This window comes from Sutcliffiella tianshenii (genome assembly GCF_016908565.1).
Lineage (GTDB): Bacteria > Bacillota > Bacilli > Bacillales > Bacillaceae_I > Sutcliffiella_A > Sutcliffiella_A tianshenii.
This window is the reverse complement of record NZ_JAFBED010000004.1, coordinates 160,411-177,427: the sequence shown is the minus strand read 5'-3', so window position 1 is coordinate 177,427 and position 17,017 is coordinate 160,411. Positions and strand designations below refer to the sequence as shown.

Genomic DNA, 17,017 nt, shown 5'->3' with positions numbered 1-17,017 from the left:
GATTATCAGTGCGGGATGGTGGACATATTGCTACATAAATGTGAAGGGATAGTCATCAGGACAAATGCCTATGGAGAGAACAATAAGATTGTGACCCTGTATACGAAGGAATTGGGTAAAGTCGGTGTGATGGCGCGTGGGGCAAATAAACCGAGCAGCCGGCTCACTGCAGTTTCCCAGCTTTTTTCACATGGGACATATGTCTTCCAGCAAGGCAGCGGACTCGGAAGCCTGCAGCAGGGCGATATGATGGAATCGATGCGGGCGATAAGGGAAGATATTTTCTTGACAGCCTATTGCTCGTTTGTAGTGGAACTGATGGACCGGGTTACGGAAGACAGAAGACGCAATCCTCATTTATACGAACTTCTTTATCTGACCTTGCACTATATCAATGACGGGTTTGATGCAGAAATACTGACCTTCATCTATCAGATGAAAATGCTTGATGTGATCGGGATCACACCCGAGTTGAATAAATGTGCCTCATGTGCAAGCACGGAAGGTACTTTTGCTTTTTCAATAAAGGAAGGTGGCTTTCTATGTCATCGGTGTCATCATTTGGACCCTTATCTTATAAAGGCATCACCTGCAGCTTTAAGGCTTTTAAGGACCTTTTATTATTACGATCTGAATCGAATAGGAAATCTCTCACTTAAAGAGGAGACAAGGGCGGAGCTGCGCCTGATCATAGATGAATATTACGAAGCTTATTCAGGAATAATGTTAAAATCCAAACGATTCCTTAAACAGATTGGAACCTTAAAAGTAAATCTTGATAAAAAATAGCGGTGATTATTGACTTTGTGAAAAAAATCATTTATTATCCAATTACGTTCATAATGATTGCGGTGAAGGAAAGTAGTACCTATTCGCCCTCTGAAAAAGCGAACCTAGGATAGTGAGAGCTAGGGGTCAGAGAGATGGGGAAGGCGTTCTGGAGCAATACGGATAAAGTGGTAAAGGGAAGACCCTTTACAAATAGGGTGGAACCGCGGGATAACCTCTCGTCCCTATGCTGATGGAAGTTGGCATAGGGACGGGAGGTTTTTTCTATTTTCCCGCTCTCGGTCAACTTGACAATATGTATTGGAGGGAAATGAAGATGAACATTCAGAACATGATTTTAACACTACAAAATCATTGGTCCGAACAAGGCTGTATTTTGATGCAGGCTTATGATGTGGAAAAGGGCGCAGGTACGATGAGCCCATACACATTCCTTAGAAGTATTGGTCCTGAGCCTTGGAATGTGGCTTATGTAGAACCTTCCAGAAGACCTGTGGACGGAAGATATGGGGAAAACCCGAACAGGCTTTATCAGCATCACCAATTCCAGGTGATCATGAAGCCTTCACCGGATAATATCCAGGAGCTTTACCTTGAGTCCCTTAAAAAGCTTGGCATTGACCCGTTAAAGCACGATATCCGATTCGTGGAGGATAACTGGGAGGCTCCGACCCTCGGTGCAGCAGGTCTTGGCTGGGAGGTTTGGCTGGATGGGATGGAAATCACCCAATTCACATACTTCCAACAGGTAGGCGGATTGGAATGTAAACCGGTATCTGTGGAAATCACATATGGAATAGAACGCTTGGCATCTTATATCCAGGATAAAGAAAACGTATTTGACCTGGAGTGGACAGAAGGTTTCACGGTGCGTGACATCTTCCTTCAACCGGAATATGAGCATTCCAAATATACTTTTGAAACATCAGATCCAGACATGCTTTTCAATCTATTTGATATCTATGAAAAGGAAGCACATCGTCAAATGGGCCATGGACTCGTACATCCTGCCTATGACTATGTTTTGAAATGCTCCCATACCTTTAACCAATTGGATGCCAGAGGCGCGATCTCTGTAACAGAGCGTACGGGCTATATTGGACGTGTTCGTAATCTCGCAAGGAAAGTAGCGAAAACGTTCTATGATGAAAGAGAGAAACTTGGTTTTCCAATTTTGAATAAGGAGGAGAACACAAATGAGTAAACGGGATTTTTTAATTGAAATAGGACTGGAAGAAATGCCTGCCCGCTTTGTGACAGACTCGATGAGCCAACTGGAAGCGAAAGTGAAGGAATGGTTGGCGGCCAATCAATTGGAATTCGGTTATGTTCACGTTTATTCCACGCCACGTCGTTTGGCTCTGCTTGTAGAAGACCTGGTGGAAAAACAGGAGGATGTTACAGTTGAAGCAAAAGGTCCCGCAAAGAAAGTTGCCCAGAATGAGGATGGGGAATGGTCCAAAGCGGCACAAGGCTTTACAAGGGGTCAAGGTCTGACTGTAGATGATATCTACTTCAAAGAAATCAACGGCGTAGAATATGCACACGTTCAAAAGCATGTCGTAGGGAAAGAAACAAAAGAAATCCTTGAAACGATCGTTCCCGTTTTGACAGGCCTTCATTTTCCGAAAAATATGCGTTGGGGCAGTGAAGAGCTCCGTTATGTTCGTCCAATCAAGTGGCTGATTGCCTTATTCGGTGATGAAATCATCCCATTGAGAATCACTACTGTGGAGTCCGGAAGAGTGTCAACCGGTCACCGTTTCCTAGGGGCTCAGGTGGAATTGAAGGAAGCAGCGAATTATGTGGATGCCCTTCTTTCCAATTATGTCATTGTAAATGCTTTTGAGCGCAAGGAAGCGATCAGACAGCAGCTGTCAATCATTGCAGAGGAAAATGGCTGGGTAATCCCGGTGGATGAAGACTTGCTCGAAGAAGTAAACAATCTGGTTGAATATCCGACTGCACTATTCGGTACATTCGAATCCGAGTATCTTTCCTTGCCTGAAGAAGTGTTGATTACATCGATGAAAGAGCATCAACGTTACTTCCCGGTGAAAAGCAAGGATGGAAAACTCCTTCCTTATTTTGTGACTGTGCGTAACGGGAACCATGAAAACCTGGATAATGTGGCAAGAGGAAATGAAAAGGTGCTTCGTGCCAGACTTTCAGATGCAGCTTTCTTCTCCAAGGAAGACGAAAAGCTAGTCATCGATGAAGCAGTAAAAAGACTCGATAAGATCGTTTTCCACGAAGAAATAGGTACAACCGGGGAAAAAGTGAAACGGGTGCACAATTTTGCGCTTAAATTAGCGGATCTTCTACAGGTAGATGAAGAGAACATGAAGAATGTAAGCCGTGCTTCCTCCATCTACAAATTCGATCTGGTTTCTCACATGGTATATGAGTTCCCGGAACTGCAAGGAATCATGGGAGAGAAATATGCAAAGGCAAAAGGTGAAAATCCTGTTGTCGCACGTGCAATAAATGAACACTATATGCCGCGGTCTGCAGATGATGATACACCAGCTTCTGATGTTGGTGCGATCCTTAGCATCTCGGAAAAATTGGATACGATTGTAGGCTTCTTTGCTATCGGTGTCATTCCGACAGGTTCTCAGGACCCATATGCATTGAGAAGGCAAGCATCAGGAATCATCCAGACGTTGATCAACAAAAAATGGCCGATTTCCGTTGAAGAACTGATCACTAAATTTGTCTCCCATTACGAGGAACAGAATATTGGAAAACGTTCCAAGGATGAGACGGTTGCCGAAGTGATCCAATTTTTCAAAATGCGCTTAAAGAACAACCTGTCTGAACGCGGAATACGCTATGATATCGTTGATGCGATTTTGGAATTGCCGCTTCATGATGTGAATGCAAGCGTGAAAAAGGCGGAAGTCCTGGACGCTGCAAAAGAGGATGCGAATTTCAAAGAAATCATGGAATCCTTGAGTCGTGTAAGAAATATCGCCAAAAAAGCTGTCAATGATAACTTGGTAAAAGCAGAGCTTCTCATCAACAGGGAGGAACAAGCTTTGTACTCCTTGTTTAAGGAAAAGGAAGAAAAGGTGATTCAAGCATCTGATGCCAAGGACTACACAGAGGTCTGGAAGGAGCTCGCTTCGTTAAAACCAGCGATTGACGCATTCTTCGACAATATCATGGTAATGACAGACAAGGAAGATATCCGTAACAACCGCCTTGCATTGATGTCCAGTCTGTCTCAATTGATTTCCGTTTTCGGAAATATAAACGTCATTATTGTGAAGTAATATTTGAGACAAAAGAAGCATCCTATGATAAAATGAAAAAATTGAATAAAGAGGCTGACTAATAATAGCAAACTATATTTAGTCAGCCTCTTTCCAATTCTGTCGTATTTCAGTATAATTAGTATATAATATTTACATATAAAGTATGTCACAATTAGTTTCAATGTGTCCAGCTGCGGGCGCTTGGGACTCTCAAACTTCCCTCACTTCCCTACGATAAGTCAACATCGGATCGCTATCGCTCTCCGTGTTTCCTTTATCTCAGGAAGCTCAGTCCAGTTTGTACGTCCCAGGGAGAGCGCCCTCCGCATTTCAATGTCCAGCTGCGCCGGCTAGCTCCTCGAGTCATAAGTCATATTCCTTCCGGAGGTAAAAACCCACCTCCTACAGGAACCTGCCTTATGCTTGTCGGAGCTGAACAAGCCGGCTCCGCATTTCAAAGATAGGTGGTGAACGACAATAGAACTGAATAAACGGCAAGAACATATTCTGCAAATTGTAAAAGATCAAGGACCTATCACCGGAGAAGCTATTGCAGATCAACTTAACCTGACGAGAGCGACACTTCGTCCCGACCTTGCCATTCTGACCATGGCAGGCTATCTGGATGCAAGGCCAAGAGTCGGCTATTTTTATACTGGAAAGACTGGGTCCCAACTTCTGTCTGATAAGATCAATAAAATCCAGGTACATGACCACTCCTCGATCCCTGTCGTGGTTCACGAGAGCGTCTCTGTTTATGACGCGATCTGCACGATGTTCTTGGAGGATGTCGGAACACTTTTCGTGGTGGATAAGTTTTCCATCATAGTGGGAGTGCTCTCAAGGAAAGACCTGTTGCGGGCAAGCATCGGGAAACAGGAGCTCACTTCCATCCCAGTCAATATCATCATGACAAGAATGCCGAATGTCACCTATTGTTTTAAAGAGGATCTAATCATCGATGTTGCTCAGAAATTAATCGAAAAGCAGATTGACGCTCTTCCAGTCGTAAAGCAAACGGACAAAGGCTATGAAGTGATCGGAAGAATTACGAAAACAAATATTACCAAGGTTCTTGTTGCTCTTGCGCATAACGAAATAATCTAGATTGGGGGAGAATCATGGAAAAGCGAACAGTTTATATTCTTTCAGATTCAGTTGGAGAAACTGCAGAGCTCGCAGTAAAAGCGGCAATCAGCCAGTTTAATGGAGCGAATTTCCATTTAAAGAGAATACCATACGTGGAGGATATCGCAACCATCACAGAAGTGATATCCATTGCAAAAATAAATCACGGACTTATCGCGTTCACCCTTGTTGTACCTGATATGAGGCAGCATCTGATTTCACTTGCCAAGAAGGAAGGGGTTCCGGTTTACGATATAATCGGGCCATTGGTCGACCTCATGGAGCAGGAATACAAGGTTAAGCCGAAATATCAGCCAGGCCTGGTGCGCCAGCTTGATGATGACTATTTCAAGAAAATTGAAGCGGTGGAGTTTGCGGTAAAGTATGATGATGGCCGCGATCCAAGGGGAATCATCAAAGCGGACATCGTATTGGTAGGAGTGTCCAGAACATCGAAGACACCTTTATCCCAATACCTCGCACACAAACGCCTGAAAGTGGCAAATGTACCGATCGTGCCTGAAGTCGATCCACCAGAAGAGCTGTACAAGGTTTCACCGGAAAAATGCTTCGGCTTGAAAATCAGCCCCGAAAAGCTCAACGACATCCGAAAAGAGCGCCTTAAAGCACTCGGATTGAACGACAAGGCTGCCTACGCCAATCTCGAAAGAATTAAAGAAGAGCTTGCATTTTTTGAGACAGTCGTTAATAAAATAGGTTGTGAAGTCATCGACGTCACCAACAAAGCAGTAGAAGAAACAGCCAACCTCATCTCCAACATCTACAACAACCGGTTGAAATAAATAGCCCTGATAAACGTCAAATAAAAATTACTATATGAAGAAGGAGCGCTTACACCAAGTGCTCTTTTTCTTCGGCAAAAACATATTTTTCCGCATGTTTTTTAGTGGTCAATTCAAAAGGTTTATATTATAATAAAAAATTGTGATAAAAAAATTCCTGTATAGGGTTTAGAGTTCCAGTTAATCGAATAAACTAAAACTAGCTATAAGTCAATAGTGGGGTGACAGTTTCGTTCGACAACCATAAAAAAACTAGCGAAAAAAGAAGGTTTTTGGGAAGGGATGTAGAAACAGTTTAACATGCAAAATAATCGACAACCCATTATTTTGGTAGACGCAGATGCGTGTCCTGTTAAAGAAGAGATCAGTAGTATCGGTCATACATATCAAATGGACGTATACTTTGTCGCATCCTACTCCCATGTAGTCAAAAAAGAAATAAAAGGGACATGGGTATATGTGGATGATGAAAAGGAATCTGCAGATCTTTACATACTCAACCATGCAAGAAATAATGATGTGGTGGTGACCCAGGATCAGGGGCTTGCCAGTATGTTGGTGTCGCGTAACGTTTATGTTCTATCTCCTCGTGGAAAACATTACAAAGAGAGTGAAATGGACATGATGCTTCACATGAGGTTTTTATCGGCAAAAGAAAGACGAAAAGGAAACTATTCAAAAGGGCCAAAAGCGTTTTCTCAGCAGGATCGGGAAAACTTTGTGCATTCATTCAAAAAAACTTTGTCGAATATTGCAGGAATTCGGGAATAGAAAGCGAATAGTTAGTCACGGAGTGTTGTTATGAACTATAGAATTCCTGAACAGACCATTGATCAAATCAGACAATCAACCGACATAGTCGATGTAGTTGGTGAATATGTACAACTAAAGAAGCAAGGCCGGAATTATTTTGGATTGTGCCCTTTTCATGGAGAAAGCACACCTTCCTTTTCCGTCTCCCCGGATAAACAGATATTTCACTGCTTTGGGTGCGGAGCTGGTGGCAACGCCTTTAACTTCATCATGGATATCGAGGGTGTCAGTTTTGTAGAGGCGGCACAAAAGCTTGCCAAAACCTCGAACATCGAAATGGAAGTCCCGGAAAATGAAACTTCCGGAAATTCGGGTCAGTCAAAAGAAACAAAATGGATGATGGATGCACATTTGCTCCTACAGAAATTTTACCATCATTTACTTTTAAATACAAAAGAGGGTCAGGAAGCCTACGACTACTTAAGCGGAAGAGAATTTACCGATGACATGATGAAAAAGTTCGGTATCGGATATGCGCTTAACAGCTGGGATTTCGCCCTCAAGTTTTTAACCAAAAGGGGCTATAGCCAAAAACTTTTGGAAAAAGCGGGTCTTCTCATTGAAAAGGAGCATACTGCTGAATATTTTGACCGTTTCCGAGACCGCATCATGTTTCCTATACATGATCATAAAGGAAATGTCATTGCCTTTTCCGGACGCGTGCTGGGCAAAGGGGAGCCGAAATACTTGAACTCCCCCGAAACTGCACTCTTCAATAAAAGCAAGATCCTGTACAATTTCCATCAGGCAAGACCACACATACGCAAACAGGAGCAAGTGATACTTTTTGAGGGATTCGCAGATGTCATTGCTGCCGATCGTGCAGGTTTGCATCATGCCATTGCAACGATGGGGACTTCCCTCACTGAGGATCAGGCGAGGATCATCCGCCGTCATGTGGAAAGTGTCATCATCTGCTATGACGGTGACAACGCAGGGATCGAGGCTGCATACCGTGCGGCAAAGATCCTTATAGAGCAGGACTGTTATGTTCGAGTAGCCTTGATGCCAGATAAACTAGACCCTGATGACTATATCCGCAAAAAAGGGCCAGAGTCATTCAAACAGGATGTAATAGGGGCAAGTTTAACGTTTATGGCATTTAAGTTGCAATACCTTCGCAGAGGCAGAAACTTAAAAGACGAAGGAGAAAAGATACGGTATATAGAAGATGTCCTGAAGGAAATAAGCCTGCTCACAAAAGCGGTAGAGAGGGATCATTATCTACGTCAGCTGGCAGATGAATTTTCCATCTCCCTTGATGCCCTGAAGCAACAGCAGTTTCAGGTGTATAAATCTCTTAACCAAAAAAAGGATTATCGGGAGCAGAATAGAATTACTATATCTAACCAGCCTAAGCTTTTTTCCAAAACGTTAAAACCTGCCTACGAAAATGCAGAACGCTTTCTATTGGCACATATGCTGAAAGATAGAGCAGTCTCCGACAAAGTGCAAGCATCCATAGAAGGTGCTTTCATAATGGAGGAGCATCGGGCGATAGCAGCTTATCTTTATGCCTTTTATGAGGAAGGATATGAACCGAATATCAGCGTATTGATGGAGCGCATCCCAGAGATGGAGTTGAAGAAGAAGATTTCGGAGCTCGGAATGCTGACACTTGAGGATGAATTAAGTGAAGCAGTTCTCCGGGATTATATGAAACAGGTGTTTAATTACCCAAAGTTGTTAACAATAAAGGAAAAAGAACAAGAAAAGAAACAGGCAGAAGTTCAAAACGACTTCTTGCGTGCTGCACAAATCGCGATGGAAATTATCCAATTGAAAAAAGAGTTAAAACAATAAATATGCCTCTTTATCGCGTTCAATGTTGGAAGGAGGGGACTGTTGATGGCTGAAAAATCAGCGCAATCAAAAGAGATGGAAACAGAATTGACCATCGATCAAGTAAAAGAGCAACTAACAGAGGTTGGGAAGAAACGTGGAGTCCTGACTTATGAAGAGATAGCAGAAAAAATGTCCGGCTTCGAAATGGAATCCGACCAGATGGATGAGTACTATGAGTTCCTTGGTGAACAAGGTGTCGAAATAATCGGTGAAGCTGAATCAGATGATGACCCAAACACTCAACAGCTTGCAAAGGAAGAGGAATTCGACCTTAACGACCTTACTGTACCACCGGGTGTTAAAATCAATGATCCTGTGCGCATGTACTTAAAAGAAATCGGACGTGTGGACCTGTTGTCTGCTGAAGAAGAAATCAGCCTGGCAAACCGCATCGAAGAAGGGGACGAAGAAGCAAAACGTCGCCTTGCCGAAGCGAACCTGCGCCTTGTGGTAAGTATAGCAAAGCGTTATGTCGGACGCGGAATGCTGTTCCTTGATTTGATCCAGGAAGGTAATATGGGTCTGATTAAAGCGGTAGAAAAGTTTGATTACAGAAAAGGTTTCAAGTTTTCTACATATGCCACATGGTGGATCCGTCAAGCAATCACCCGTGCCATAGCAGATCAGGCGAGAACCATCCGTATTCCTGTACACATGGTGGAAACCATCAACAAATTGATCCGTGTCCAAAGACAGCTGCTTCAGGATCTTGGACGTGAACCAAGTCCAGAAGAAATTGCGGAAGATATGGATCTTACGCCGGATAAAGTGCGTGAAATATTGAAAATTGCACAAGAGCCTGTTTCATTGGAAACTCCGATTGGTGAAGAGGATGACTCGCATCTTGGCGATTTCATCGAGGACCAGGACGCTACATCTCCATCCGATCATGCTGCCTATGAATTGCTGAAAGAACAGCTTGAAGATGTATTGGACACCTTGACTGATCGTGAAGAAAATGTACTGAGACTGCGCTTCGGTCTTGATGACGGACGTACTCGCACACTTGAAGAAGTAGGGAAAGTATTCGGTGTGACAAGAGAGCGTATCCGACAAATTGAAGCGAAGGCACTTAGGAAGCTGAGACATCCAAGCCGCAGCAAACGCCTAAAGGATTTCCTCGAATAGAATCTATATTCCGAAATAGTTCGCTTTTATATTAAGGTGGACTATTTCTTTTTTTTCTTTTATTTATTTTTAATTTTCAGTTATCTGCACCTGCAAGAGGAGTGTTAAATACTTTGGATAGACAAAGAAAAGATACTATCATTCGCGAGATAAAGTATTGGAAGGAAAGCCGCATGCTTCCGGAACACTATTGTGACTATCTGCTAGCGCTGTATACCGAGGGAGAAGGGAGCAATAAACGGGAAAAGGCTCCAAAAAAGAATCTTTTACACTTGTTTCTTGCAATCCTTATTCCGATGTTCGTTCCAATAACATTTCTTGTCATTTATTTTACTGAATTGTCAATTGATTTGCAAATGCTCCCGATAATATTTTTTATTCTGCTATCGTTATTGGGATATTATGTTTTTCGAAAAGAACATTTCTTTATACATATACCAGTCATTACAATCGCCCTGCTGGTACTTCTCCTATCATTGAAACTTGTGGAAGCGACAGGCTATGATTCCACAAGGATGCTGGCTGCAGTAGGCGTTCAGGCTATCGGATGGTTTGTGATGGGGGTCCTGAAGAAATGGTACTACATGAATGCAGCTGCCATAATCACTGTTATTCTGATTGCTGGAGTTATTATATTAAAGTAATTTACTTATAATTTTGTTATTTTAAAAAGTTGAGAATATTCCCTCCTTTCTATTATAATACATTTGAAAGCGTATTCAATATGAAAAATGCAGATGGGATTTACTTTTCCTTTTGATAGGAATTTCACGGGAAAAGGTTTTTGCTAAACATCAAGGGGGGAAAATGATGAATTTCGATTTAACATCTGAACAGGCAATGATAAGAAAGACCATTAGGGAGTTTTCTGATGAAGTGGTGGCACCAGGGGCGCTTCAAAGGGATCGTGACAAAAAGTTTCCGGTTGAAGTTTTCCGTCAGTTGTCTGATTTGGGAATGATGGGTCTGCCTTTTCCTGAAGAATACGAGGGAGCGGGAGCTGATACAGTAAGCTTTGCGATTGTAGTAGAAGAACTAAGTCGTGCGTGCGGATCCACCGGGATTACCTATTCCGCCCATGTTTCATTGGGAGGGGCGCCGATCAACCTTTTTGGTACGGAAGAACAGAAACGCCAATACCTCGTTCCTATCTGTAAGGGTGAATCCTTGGGGGCATTCGGGTTGACAGAACCGAACGCGGGCTCTGATGCCGGAGGGACACAGACGACGGCAGTGGAAGATGGAAATGACTATATCATCAATGGAAATAAATGCTTCATAACGAATGCATCCTATGCTAAGCATTTGGCGCTGACTGCCATTACAGGCAGAAATGGAAATGAAAAAGAAATATCAGCTGTGATTGTCCCGACGGATGCACCGGGCTTCCAGGTTATCGATAACTATGAAAAAATGGGGCTAAACGCTTCCAATACGACTGAATTAGTGCTTGAAGACGTACGTGTACCGCAAGAGAACCTTCTTGGGAAACGCGGAGAGGGCTTCAGACAGTTCCTGATCACGCTCGATGGCGGACGCATCGGGATTGGTGCAATGGCTTTGGGAATAGCTCAGGCAGCTTTTGAGCGAGCGCTCGCTTATTCCAAAGAACGTAAACAATTCGGCAGATCTTTATCAAGCTTCCAAGTAAACCAATTCAAGCTGGCCGACATGGCAATGAAACTCGAGCTTGCAAGAACGATGGTTTATAAAGCTGCATGGCTGAAAGATCAAGGAAGACCGTTTTCAAAAGAAGCGTCCATGTGTAAGCTGTATGCGTCAGAAGTCTGCATGGAGATTGCAGATCAGGCAGTCCAGCTGCACGGCGGGTATGGATACATGAAAGAATATCATGTCGAGAGATTCATGAGGGACGGCAAGCTCCTTGAGATCGGCGAAGGGACTTCTGAAGTCCAAAGAATGGTCATTGCCAGACATTTAGGCTGCTGATTATTTTTGTGAAAAACTTTTTAAAAAGATAGAATATAGAAGAAGCTTTAGAGAAAACTAAATATATTGCCAACAGACTGAAACCTTCATCGTGGATGAAGGTTTTTGTCTAAACTGTGAATTTAAAACAGAAGTTGGCATTTTGGTCTTTTCCTATAGTAAAATATAAAGTAAAATAGATAGTGCTTGTATAAGTTTCGACATTCGTACATGTACATAAGGAGGTTTGAAAATTATGAATCGTAATCCACTAATTCCTTTTGCATTCATTGCAGTTTTAGGACTGGGATTGATGTTCTTATTCTCTTTTATTGGTTTAGATCAAGCCGAGAAAATTGCTAACGGTGAAGATGGAGCGACAGCGGACATGTCTGCTGAGGAAATCTATGCATCCAAGTCTTGTATTGGCTGTCATGGTAATGACCTTGCAGGTGGAGCGGGAGCACCGGCTCTTGTTGATGTAGGCGAAAGATTAAATCAAGAAGAAATCAAGAATATCATCATCAATGGTCAAGGCGCGATGCCAGCTGGCCAAGCTAACGCGCAGGAAGCTGAAGTATTATCCGAATGGTTGGCTAACTACGGTAAAGAAGGCGCAGAAGGCGAAAAGAAAGAAGACGGCGGAGGCCATTAATCCCTCATTCTTTACAACATGTTTTCATATAAAAGGTCCTTTGCATTTGTGAAGGATTTTTTTTTATACTTAATGCATGCGAAACAAAATACATAATAATTGTGGTGATCTTAGATGAATGAATTAAAACTATCAAAGCGGCTAGAAGCTGTCACTTCTTTTATCCCGAAAAACAGCGTATTGGCAGACATCGGATCTGACCATGCCTACTTGCCGTGTTATGCCTATTTGCAAGGCATGATCGAGCGGGCGATTGCAGGGGAAGTGGTGGAAGGTCCTTATCAATCGGCATTGGACCAGGTAAGAAGAACGGACCTTTCCCATGTGATTGATGTGCGAAAAGGGGATGGGCTTGAGGTCATCTCCCCGAACGAAGTGACATGCATCACGATTGCAGGGATGGGCGGAACGCTTATCCAGACCATTCTTGAAAAAGGGAAGGATAAGCTTGCAGGCGTGCAAAGGTTGATCCTCCAGCCCAATATCGGCGCAAAGAAGGTAAGGGAATGGCTACTGTCCAATGGTTGGGAGCTCACTGCGGAACAGATCTTGGATGATGAAGGCCGTATCTATGAAATTTTGGTTGCCGACCGTGGCGATAGCTTTAAGCCATACTTGAATAATAAAGAAGCGGGATTATTAATGGGACCATTTCTTAGTCAGGAGAAGAATGATATTTTTATTCAAAAGTGGACAAATGAAAGAGCGCATTGGATGAAGATCGTAGGTCAGCTTGAAGAAGCTCCTGTAACAGAAGCAAATGAAATGAAGAAAGCCGAATTGAAAGCGAAGATCAAGCTGGTAGAGGAGGAACTTGGCATTGAAAACAGCTAACGGCCATGAAATCATTCAATGGTTTGAGCGTTTTTCACCTAAGCGCTACGCAATGGAAGGCGATAAGATCGGATTGCAGATCGGAACATTGAATAAACCGGTGAAAAAAGTGATGGTCACTTTGGATGTTTTGGACAACGTAGTCGATGAAGCGATTGAAAAGGAAATAGATCTGATCATCGCGCACCATCCGCCAATTTTCCGTTCGTTGCCTCATGTAACCGATGCTAATGCAGCAGGTCGCATAGTCACAAAATGCATCAAGCATGATATCAGTGTGTATGTGGCACATACAAATCTGGATATAGCCGTCGGCGGGGTGAACGACATGCTCGCAGAAGCGCTTGACTTGGTCGATACAAAGGTACTTGTACCGACCATGACAGAGGAGCTGCGGAAGCTGAGTGTTTTTGTGCCGGATTCTCATGCAGAGGAAGTGCGTACAGCATTGGGGGAAGCAGGAGCAGGTCATATCGGCAATTATAGCCACTGCTCATTCAGCTCGTTAGGCGAAGGCCGTTTCCTACCGATGGAAGGAACAGATCCTTTTATCGGAAAGCAGGGAAGGCTTGAAAAGGTCGAGGAAGTGAAAGTGGAAACCATCTATCCGGTATCCGTGGAGAAAAAAGTGTTGAATGCGATGATAAAAGCTCATCCTTATGAAGAGGTGGCCTACGATATCTTCGCCCTGAAGAACGAAGGGGAAACACTTGGCTTGGGTAGGGTAGGGAAGCTTGCTGAGACGATGACTCTGTCTCAATTTGCCGAGCATGTGAAGCAGACGCTTGATGTGAAAAATGTCCGGGTAGTTGGCAATGTCGACGATATCGTAAAGAAAGTTGCTGTAGTTGGTGGCGATGGGAATAAATATATCAACCATGCCAAATTCGCTGGCGCTGATGTATATGTGACAGGTGACCTTTATTTCCACACCGCACATGATGCGATGGCAATCGGGTTGAATGTAGTGGACCCTGGTCACTATGCAGAAAAGATCATGAAAAAAGGGACAGCAGATAAGCTTGTGGCTGCCGCTTCTGATGGGAAGTGGGACCTCGAAGTAGTGGTTTCAGAATCGAATACAGATCCTTTTACGTTTATGTGATTGGTATTTAAGGGGCAGTCTGGCACATGTGGTGTCGGACTGCTTTTTTGTATGGGTGGTTGGTGGTAAGAGGTGTGGGGTCCAGGAATGATACCTTCGTCTAATTGGAATTGGAGGAGCGAGGGAATCAAAAGGTCGGAATGATACCTTTGCTCAGTCGGAATTGGAGGAGAGAGGGAATCAAAAGTGCCGGATAATACCTTCACCCAGTCGGAAATGGAGGAGGGAGGGAATCAAATGTGCCGGATGATACCTTTGCCCAGTCGGAATTGGAGGAGAGAGGGAATCAAAACCCCGGAATGATACCTTCCCCCAGCCGAAAAAGAAGGAGAGAGGGAATCAAAACATCGGAATGATACCTTCCCCCAGTCAAAAAAGAAGGAGAGAGGGAATCAAAACCCCGGAATGATACCTTCACCCAACCAAAAAAGAAGGAGCGAGGGAATCAAAACACCGAAATGATACCTTCCCCCAGTCAAAAAAGAAGAAGAGAGGGAATCAAACAGGCTGGCCCGGGGGAGATACCCTCACCATGTCGATAGCTTACCTAGTTCACCCGCACAGGATCAGAATCCAAACAAAAAAGCCACCGGAACCCAATCCCGGCGGCAATCTTTTTTAAACCGTCTTCGCTTTTTTCACCTTTGGCAGTATCTTCTGCAAAGGAACATTTTTCGTCGTATTCCAGGTTGCTTCGTTCGTCGGATCGAAGTTCTCGATAAACGCGATGACTTCTTTCGTGATTGGTGTTGGAGTGGACGCCCCGGCAGTCACTGCGACTTTTTTCGCATCCATCAGCCACTCGACCTTCAATTCACTGATATCGGAAATACGATAGGCAGGTGTACCTGCAATCTCGTGGGATACCTGTGCAAGGCGGTTGGAGTTGTTGCTTTTTGGGTCACCGACCACAATCGTTACGTCCGCTTCCCCAGCCTGCTCGGCAACAGCTTCCTGTCTGACCTGGGTAGCAAGGCAGATCTCTTTATGCTGCTCTACATGCGGATATTTCTCCTGCACCTTTATCATGATGTCAGCAACGTCCCATTGGCTCATTGTAGTCTGGTTCGTAACGATGATCTTTTCATTTTCAATGTCGAGCCCTGCTACATCTGCTTCGTTTTCAACAAGATGTACGATTCCAGGAGCAACCCCGACTGCACCTTCCGGCTCTGGATGACCTTTTTTACCGATGTAGATGACATCATAGCCTTCCGCTTCCTTCGCGCGGATAAGGTCATGCGTCCGGGTTACATCGGGACATGTCGCATCGATGGTTGTCAGGCCTTTTTCACGTGCGAGGATCTTGACTTCCGGTGATACGCCGTGAGCGGTGAAAATGACGGTTCCGTGATCGATCTTGTCCAGGATCTCTTTTCGGTTCGCACCGTCAAGCGTAATGATACCTTCTTCTTCAAATGCATCTGTAACATGTTTATTATGAACAATCATACCAAGAATGTAGATTGGGCGTGGTAACGTTTTGTCTAAAGCTGCATTTCTTGCAATAACCATAGCATCCACAACGCCGTAGCAATAGCCACGTGGGGCAATCTTAATAATCTCCATATACTATGTTACCCTCCTTATAAATGAACAAAGAGAGTGATATCCGATACACACTCTCTCGCTACTATTCTCTTATTATAATATAAATGGGAGGGATAGTACAAAAGGAAGATAAGGGCAGCTCTATACATATAGCTTTGGTCCGGGTGCTCCCTTGGTTTTTGCTTCTTTTACTTCCTTAACATCTGATTCGGTTTTTTTCTTTTTGCGTGGTTTTGCAGAGGCAGAAGCGCTCTTTTTGCTTTCAGACTCTGTGCTTACATCGGATGATTCAGATGATGCTGATTCATCCTCATCATCTACATCGACATTTTTCAATTCGCTGTATAACTTTATCATGGCAGGCACATTTCGTACTAGAGGCCCATATTGCTGAACCATCGGCATTACGGATTCAGCCATTTTAAGAGCTTTTTGAACATTCGTCAACATCCCGGTGAGATTCCCTGGGTTAGCAATCTGCTGCAGTACGCCGCCGCTGTTTGCCAATTGTCCTAAGCCGCCACCGGCATTAGCCAGCTGGCCGAGTCCGCCCATTCCGCCGATGCTCCTTGCTCCACCCCTGCCAAAAAGTTTGGCCAGTAAGCCACCGCCGCCACTGGAACCGCCAATGTTCGCACCTCCAAATCCCGGTGCTCCAAAACCAGAGCCACCAAAACCGGAGCCACCAAAACCAGGTCCTCCAAATCCAAGGCCGCTAATACCAGGTCCACCGAAATTACCTCCAAATAATGGTCCTCTCGATGCTCCCCCCATCCCCCCCATAAATGGAGACTGGTTTCTCATCATCATCGGATTAGGCATATTTGACATGTTTGGTGGTTGCATCTGTCCAAAGGGCTGCATGCCACCCCCGAACTGAAATGGTGAAGCATTATTGGGTGGCATCGGTCGGTTTGGTCCAAAAAACATGGTAATCCTCCTTTCTGTCATATAAATTCTTGTGTGAATGTTACTTCAGAGTGATAAATGGGGAAAATAGAAAAACATTAAGCTTTTATATCTAGTCAAATGCTTATTCTTTTATAATTTATGCGGTAACCATATGAAATGTTTATCGTCCTATAAGAATGGGCACAACCGTAATGTAGCCAAAACGGGAAAAGTCATTTATAATAGTAGTTTGGGTAAAAAATGAGACAAGACAAATTTAGGTATA

Annotated in this window: 15 protein-coding genes; 13 read left to right on the top strand and 2 right to left on the bottom strand. The window is 43.8% G+C overall.

Features of this window, described 5'->3' with window-relative positions; translation table 11 throughout:
• Window positions 1-27: 27 nt before the first annotated feature.
• From recO to JOC95_RS10390, 13 genes are all read left to right on the top strand, one after another.
• Window positions 28-789 (top strand): DNA repair protein RecO, encoded by a 762-nt coding sequence (recO, locus tag JOC95_RS10450; protein WP_204415874.1) that lies wholly within the window; start codon window positions 28-30, stop codon window positions 787-789.
• 316 nt (window positions 790-1,105) lie between these two features.
• Window positions 1,106-1,993: a glycine--tRNA ligase subunit alpha gene (gene glyQ / locus JOC95_RS10445; RefSeq protein WP_204415872.1), complete on the top strand. Its 888-nt coding sequence runs from the start codon at window positions 1,106-1,108 to the stop codon at window positions 1,991-1,993.
• Complete coding sequence (gene glyS, locus JOC95_RS10440) at window positions 1,986-4,067, top strand: glycine--tRNA ligase subunit beta (protein WP_204415870.1); 2,082 nt, start codon at window positions 1,986-1,988, stop codon at window positions 4,065-4,067. The genes glyQ and glyS overlap by 8 nt, the downstream gene beginning before the upstream one ends.
• Before the next feature lie 459 nt (window positions 4,068-4,526).
• Entirely contained in the window at window positions 4,527-5,156 is a 630-nt protein-coding gene (locus JOC95_RS10435) for a transcriptional regulator CcpN (protein ID WP_204416449.1), read from the top strand.
• A 14-nt stretch (window positions 5,157-5,170) separates the two neighbouring features.
• On the top strand, window positions 5,171-5,980 hold the full coding sequence (locus JOC95_RS10430; protein ID WP_204415868.1) for a pyruvate, water dikinase regulatory protein: 810 nt from the start codon (window positions 5,171-5,173) through the stop codon (window positions 5,978-5,980).
• 300 nt (window positions 5,981-6,280) lie between these two features.
• The gene (locus JOC95_RS10425; RefSeq protein WP_204415865.1) at window positions 6,281-6,751 is read left to right on the top strand and encodes a YaiI/YqxD family protein; all 471 of its coding nucleotides are present in this window, start codon (window positions 6,281-6,283) and stop codon (window positions 6,749-6,751) included.
• Window positions 6,752-6,781: 30 nt separating this feature from the next.
• Window positions 6,782-8,596 carry a DNA primase gene (dnaG, locus tag JOC95_RS10420; protein WP_204415863.1) on the top strand — a complete coding sequence of 605 codons (1,815 nt, stop codon included), beginning with the start codon at window positions 6,782-6,784 and terminating at the stop codon, window positions 8,594-8,596.
• Window positions 8,597-8,641: 45 nt separating this feature from the next.
• Complete coding sequence (gene rpoD, locus JOC95_RS10415; protein ID WP_204415861.1) at window positions 8,642-9,766, top strand: RNA polymerase sigma factor RpoD; 1,125 nt, start codon at window positions 8,642-8,644, stop codon at window positions 9,764-9,766.
• 113 nt (window positions 9,767-9,879) lie between these two features.
• Window positions 9,880-10,410 (top strand): hypothetical protein, encoded by a 531-nt coding sequence (locus JOC95_RS10410; RefSeq protein WP_204415859.1) that lies wholly within the window; start codon window positions 9,880-9,882, stop codon window positions 10,408-10,410.
• Window positions 10,411-10,576: 166 nt separating this feature from the next.
• Window positions 10,577-11,716 (top strand): acyl-CoA dehydrogenase family protein, encoded by a 1,140-nt coding sequence (locus JOC95_RS10405; protein ID WP_204416447.1) that lies wholly within the window; start codon window positions 10,577-10,579, stop codon window positions 11,714-11,716.
• Between the two features lie 235 nt (window positions 11,717-11,951).
• A complete protein-coding gene (gene cccA / locus JOC95_RS10400; protein WP_204415857.1) occupies window positions 11,952-12,350 on the top strand; it encodes a cytochrome c550 in 399 nt (132 codons plus the stop codon).
• 114 nt (window positions 12,351-12,464) lie between these two features.
• The gene (locus JOC95_RS10395; RefSeq protein ID WP_204415855.1) at window positions 12,465-13,184 is read left to right on the top strand and encodes a tRNA (adenine(22)-N(1))-methyltransferase; all 720 of its coding nucleotides are present in this window, start codon (window positions 12,465-12,467) and stop codon (window positions 13,182-13,184) included.
• A complete protein-coding gene (locus JOC95_RS10390) occupies window positions 13,171-14,289 on the top strand; it encodes a Nif3-like dinuclear metal center hexameric protein (RefSeq protein WP_204415853.1) in 1,119 nt (372 codons plus the stop codon). The genes JOC95_RS10395 and JOC95_RS10390 overlap by 14 nt, the downstream gene beginning before the upstream one ends.
• 618 nt (window positions 14,290-14,907) lie before the next feature.
• Here JOC95_RS10390 and JOC95_RS10385 read toward each other — a convergent pair.
• Together JOC95_RS10385 and vrrA are read right to left on the bottom strand one after the other, a co-directional pair.
• The gene (locus JOC95_RS10385; RefSeq protein ID WP_204415845.1) at window positions 14,908-15,858 is read right to left on the bottom strand and encodes a 4-hydroxy-3-methylbut-2-enyl diphosphate reductase; all 951 of its coding nucleotides are present in this window, start codon (window positions 15,856-15,858) and stop codon (window positions 14,908-14,910) included.
• A gap of 123 nt (window positions 15,859-15,981) precedes the next feature.
• Window positions 15,982-16,770 (bottom strand): VrrA/YqfQ family protein, encoded by a 789-nt coding sequence (vrrA, locus tag JOC95_RS10380; RefSeq protein WP_204415844.1) that lies wholly within the window; start codon window positions 16,768-16,770, stop codon window positions 15,982-15,984.
• Window positions 16,771-17,017: the final 247 nt, after the last annotated feature.

Excerpts from the sequence above, each read along its gene's own strand:
- JOC95_RS10430 (WP_204415868.1), top strand. The coding sequence starts at position 5,171 with ATGGAAAAGCGAACAGTTTATATTCTTTCAGATTCAGTTGGAGAAACT.
- vrrA (WP_204415844.1), bottom strand. The coding sequence starts at position 16,770 with ATGTTTTTTGGACCAAACCGACCGATGCCACCCAATAATGCTTCACCA.
- glyQ (WP_204415872.1), top strand. The coding sequence starts at position 1,106 with ATGAACATTCAGAACATGATTTTAACACTACAAAATCATTGGTCCGAA.
- JOC95_RS10425 (WP_204415865.1), top strand. The coding sequence starts at position 6,281 with ATGCAAAATAATCGACAACCCATTATTTTGGTAGACGCAGATGCGTGT.
- glyS (WP_204415870.1), top strand. The coding sequence starts at position 1,986 with ATGAGTAAACGGGATTTTTTAATTGAAATAGGACTGGAAGAAATGCCT.
- dnaG (WP_204415863.1), top strand. The coding sequence starts at position 6,782 with ATGAACTATAGAATTCCTGAACAGACCATTGATCAAATCAGACAATCA.
- JOC95_RS10405 (WP_204416447.1), top strand. The coding sequence starts at position 10,577 with ATGAATTTCGATTTAACATCTGAACAGGCAATGATAAGAAAGACCATT.
- JOC95_RS10385 (WP_204415845.1), bottom strand. The coding sequence starts at position 15,858 with ATGGAGATTATTAAGATTGCCCCACGTGGCTATTGCTACGGCGTTGTG.
- cccA (WP_204415857.1), top strand. The coding sequence starts at position 11,952 with ATGAATCGTAATCCACTAATTCCTTTTGCATTCATTGCAGTTTTAGGA.
- JOC95_RS10395 (WP_204415855.1), top strand. The coding sequence starts at position 12,465 with ATGAATGAATTAAAACTATCAAAGCGGCTAGAAGCTGTCACTTCTTTT.
- rpoD (WP_204415861.1), top strand. The coding sequence starts at position 8,642 with ATGGCTGAAAAATCAGCGCAATCAAAAGAGATGGAAACAGAATTGACC.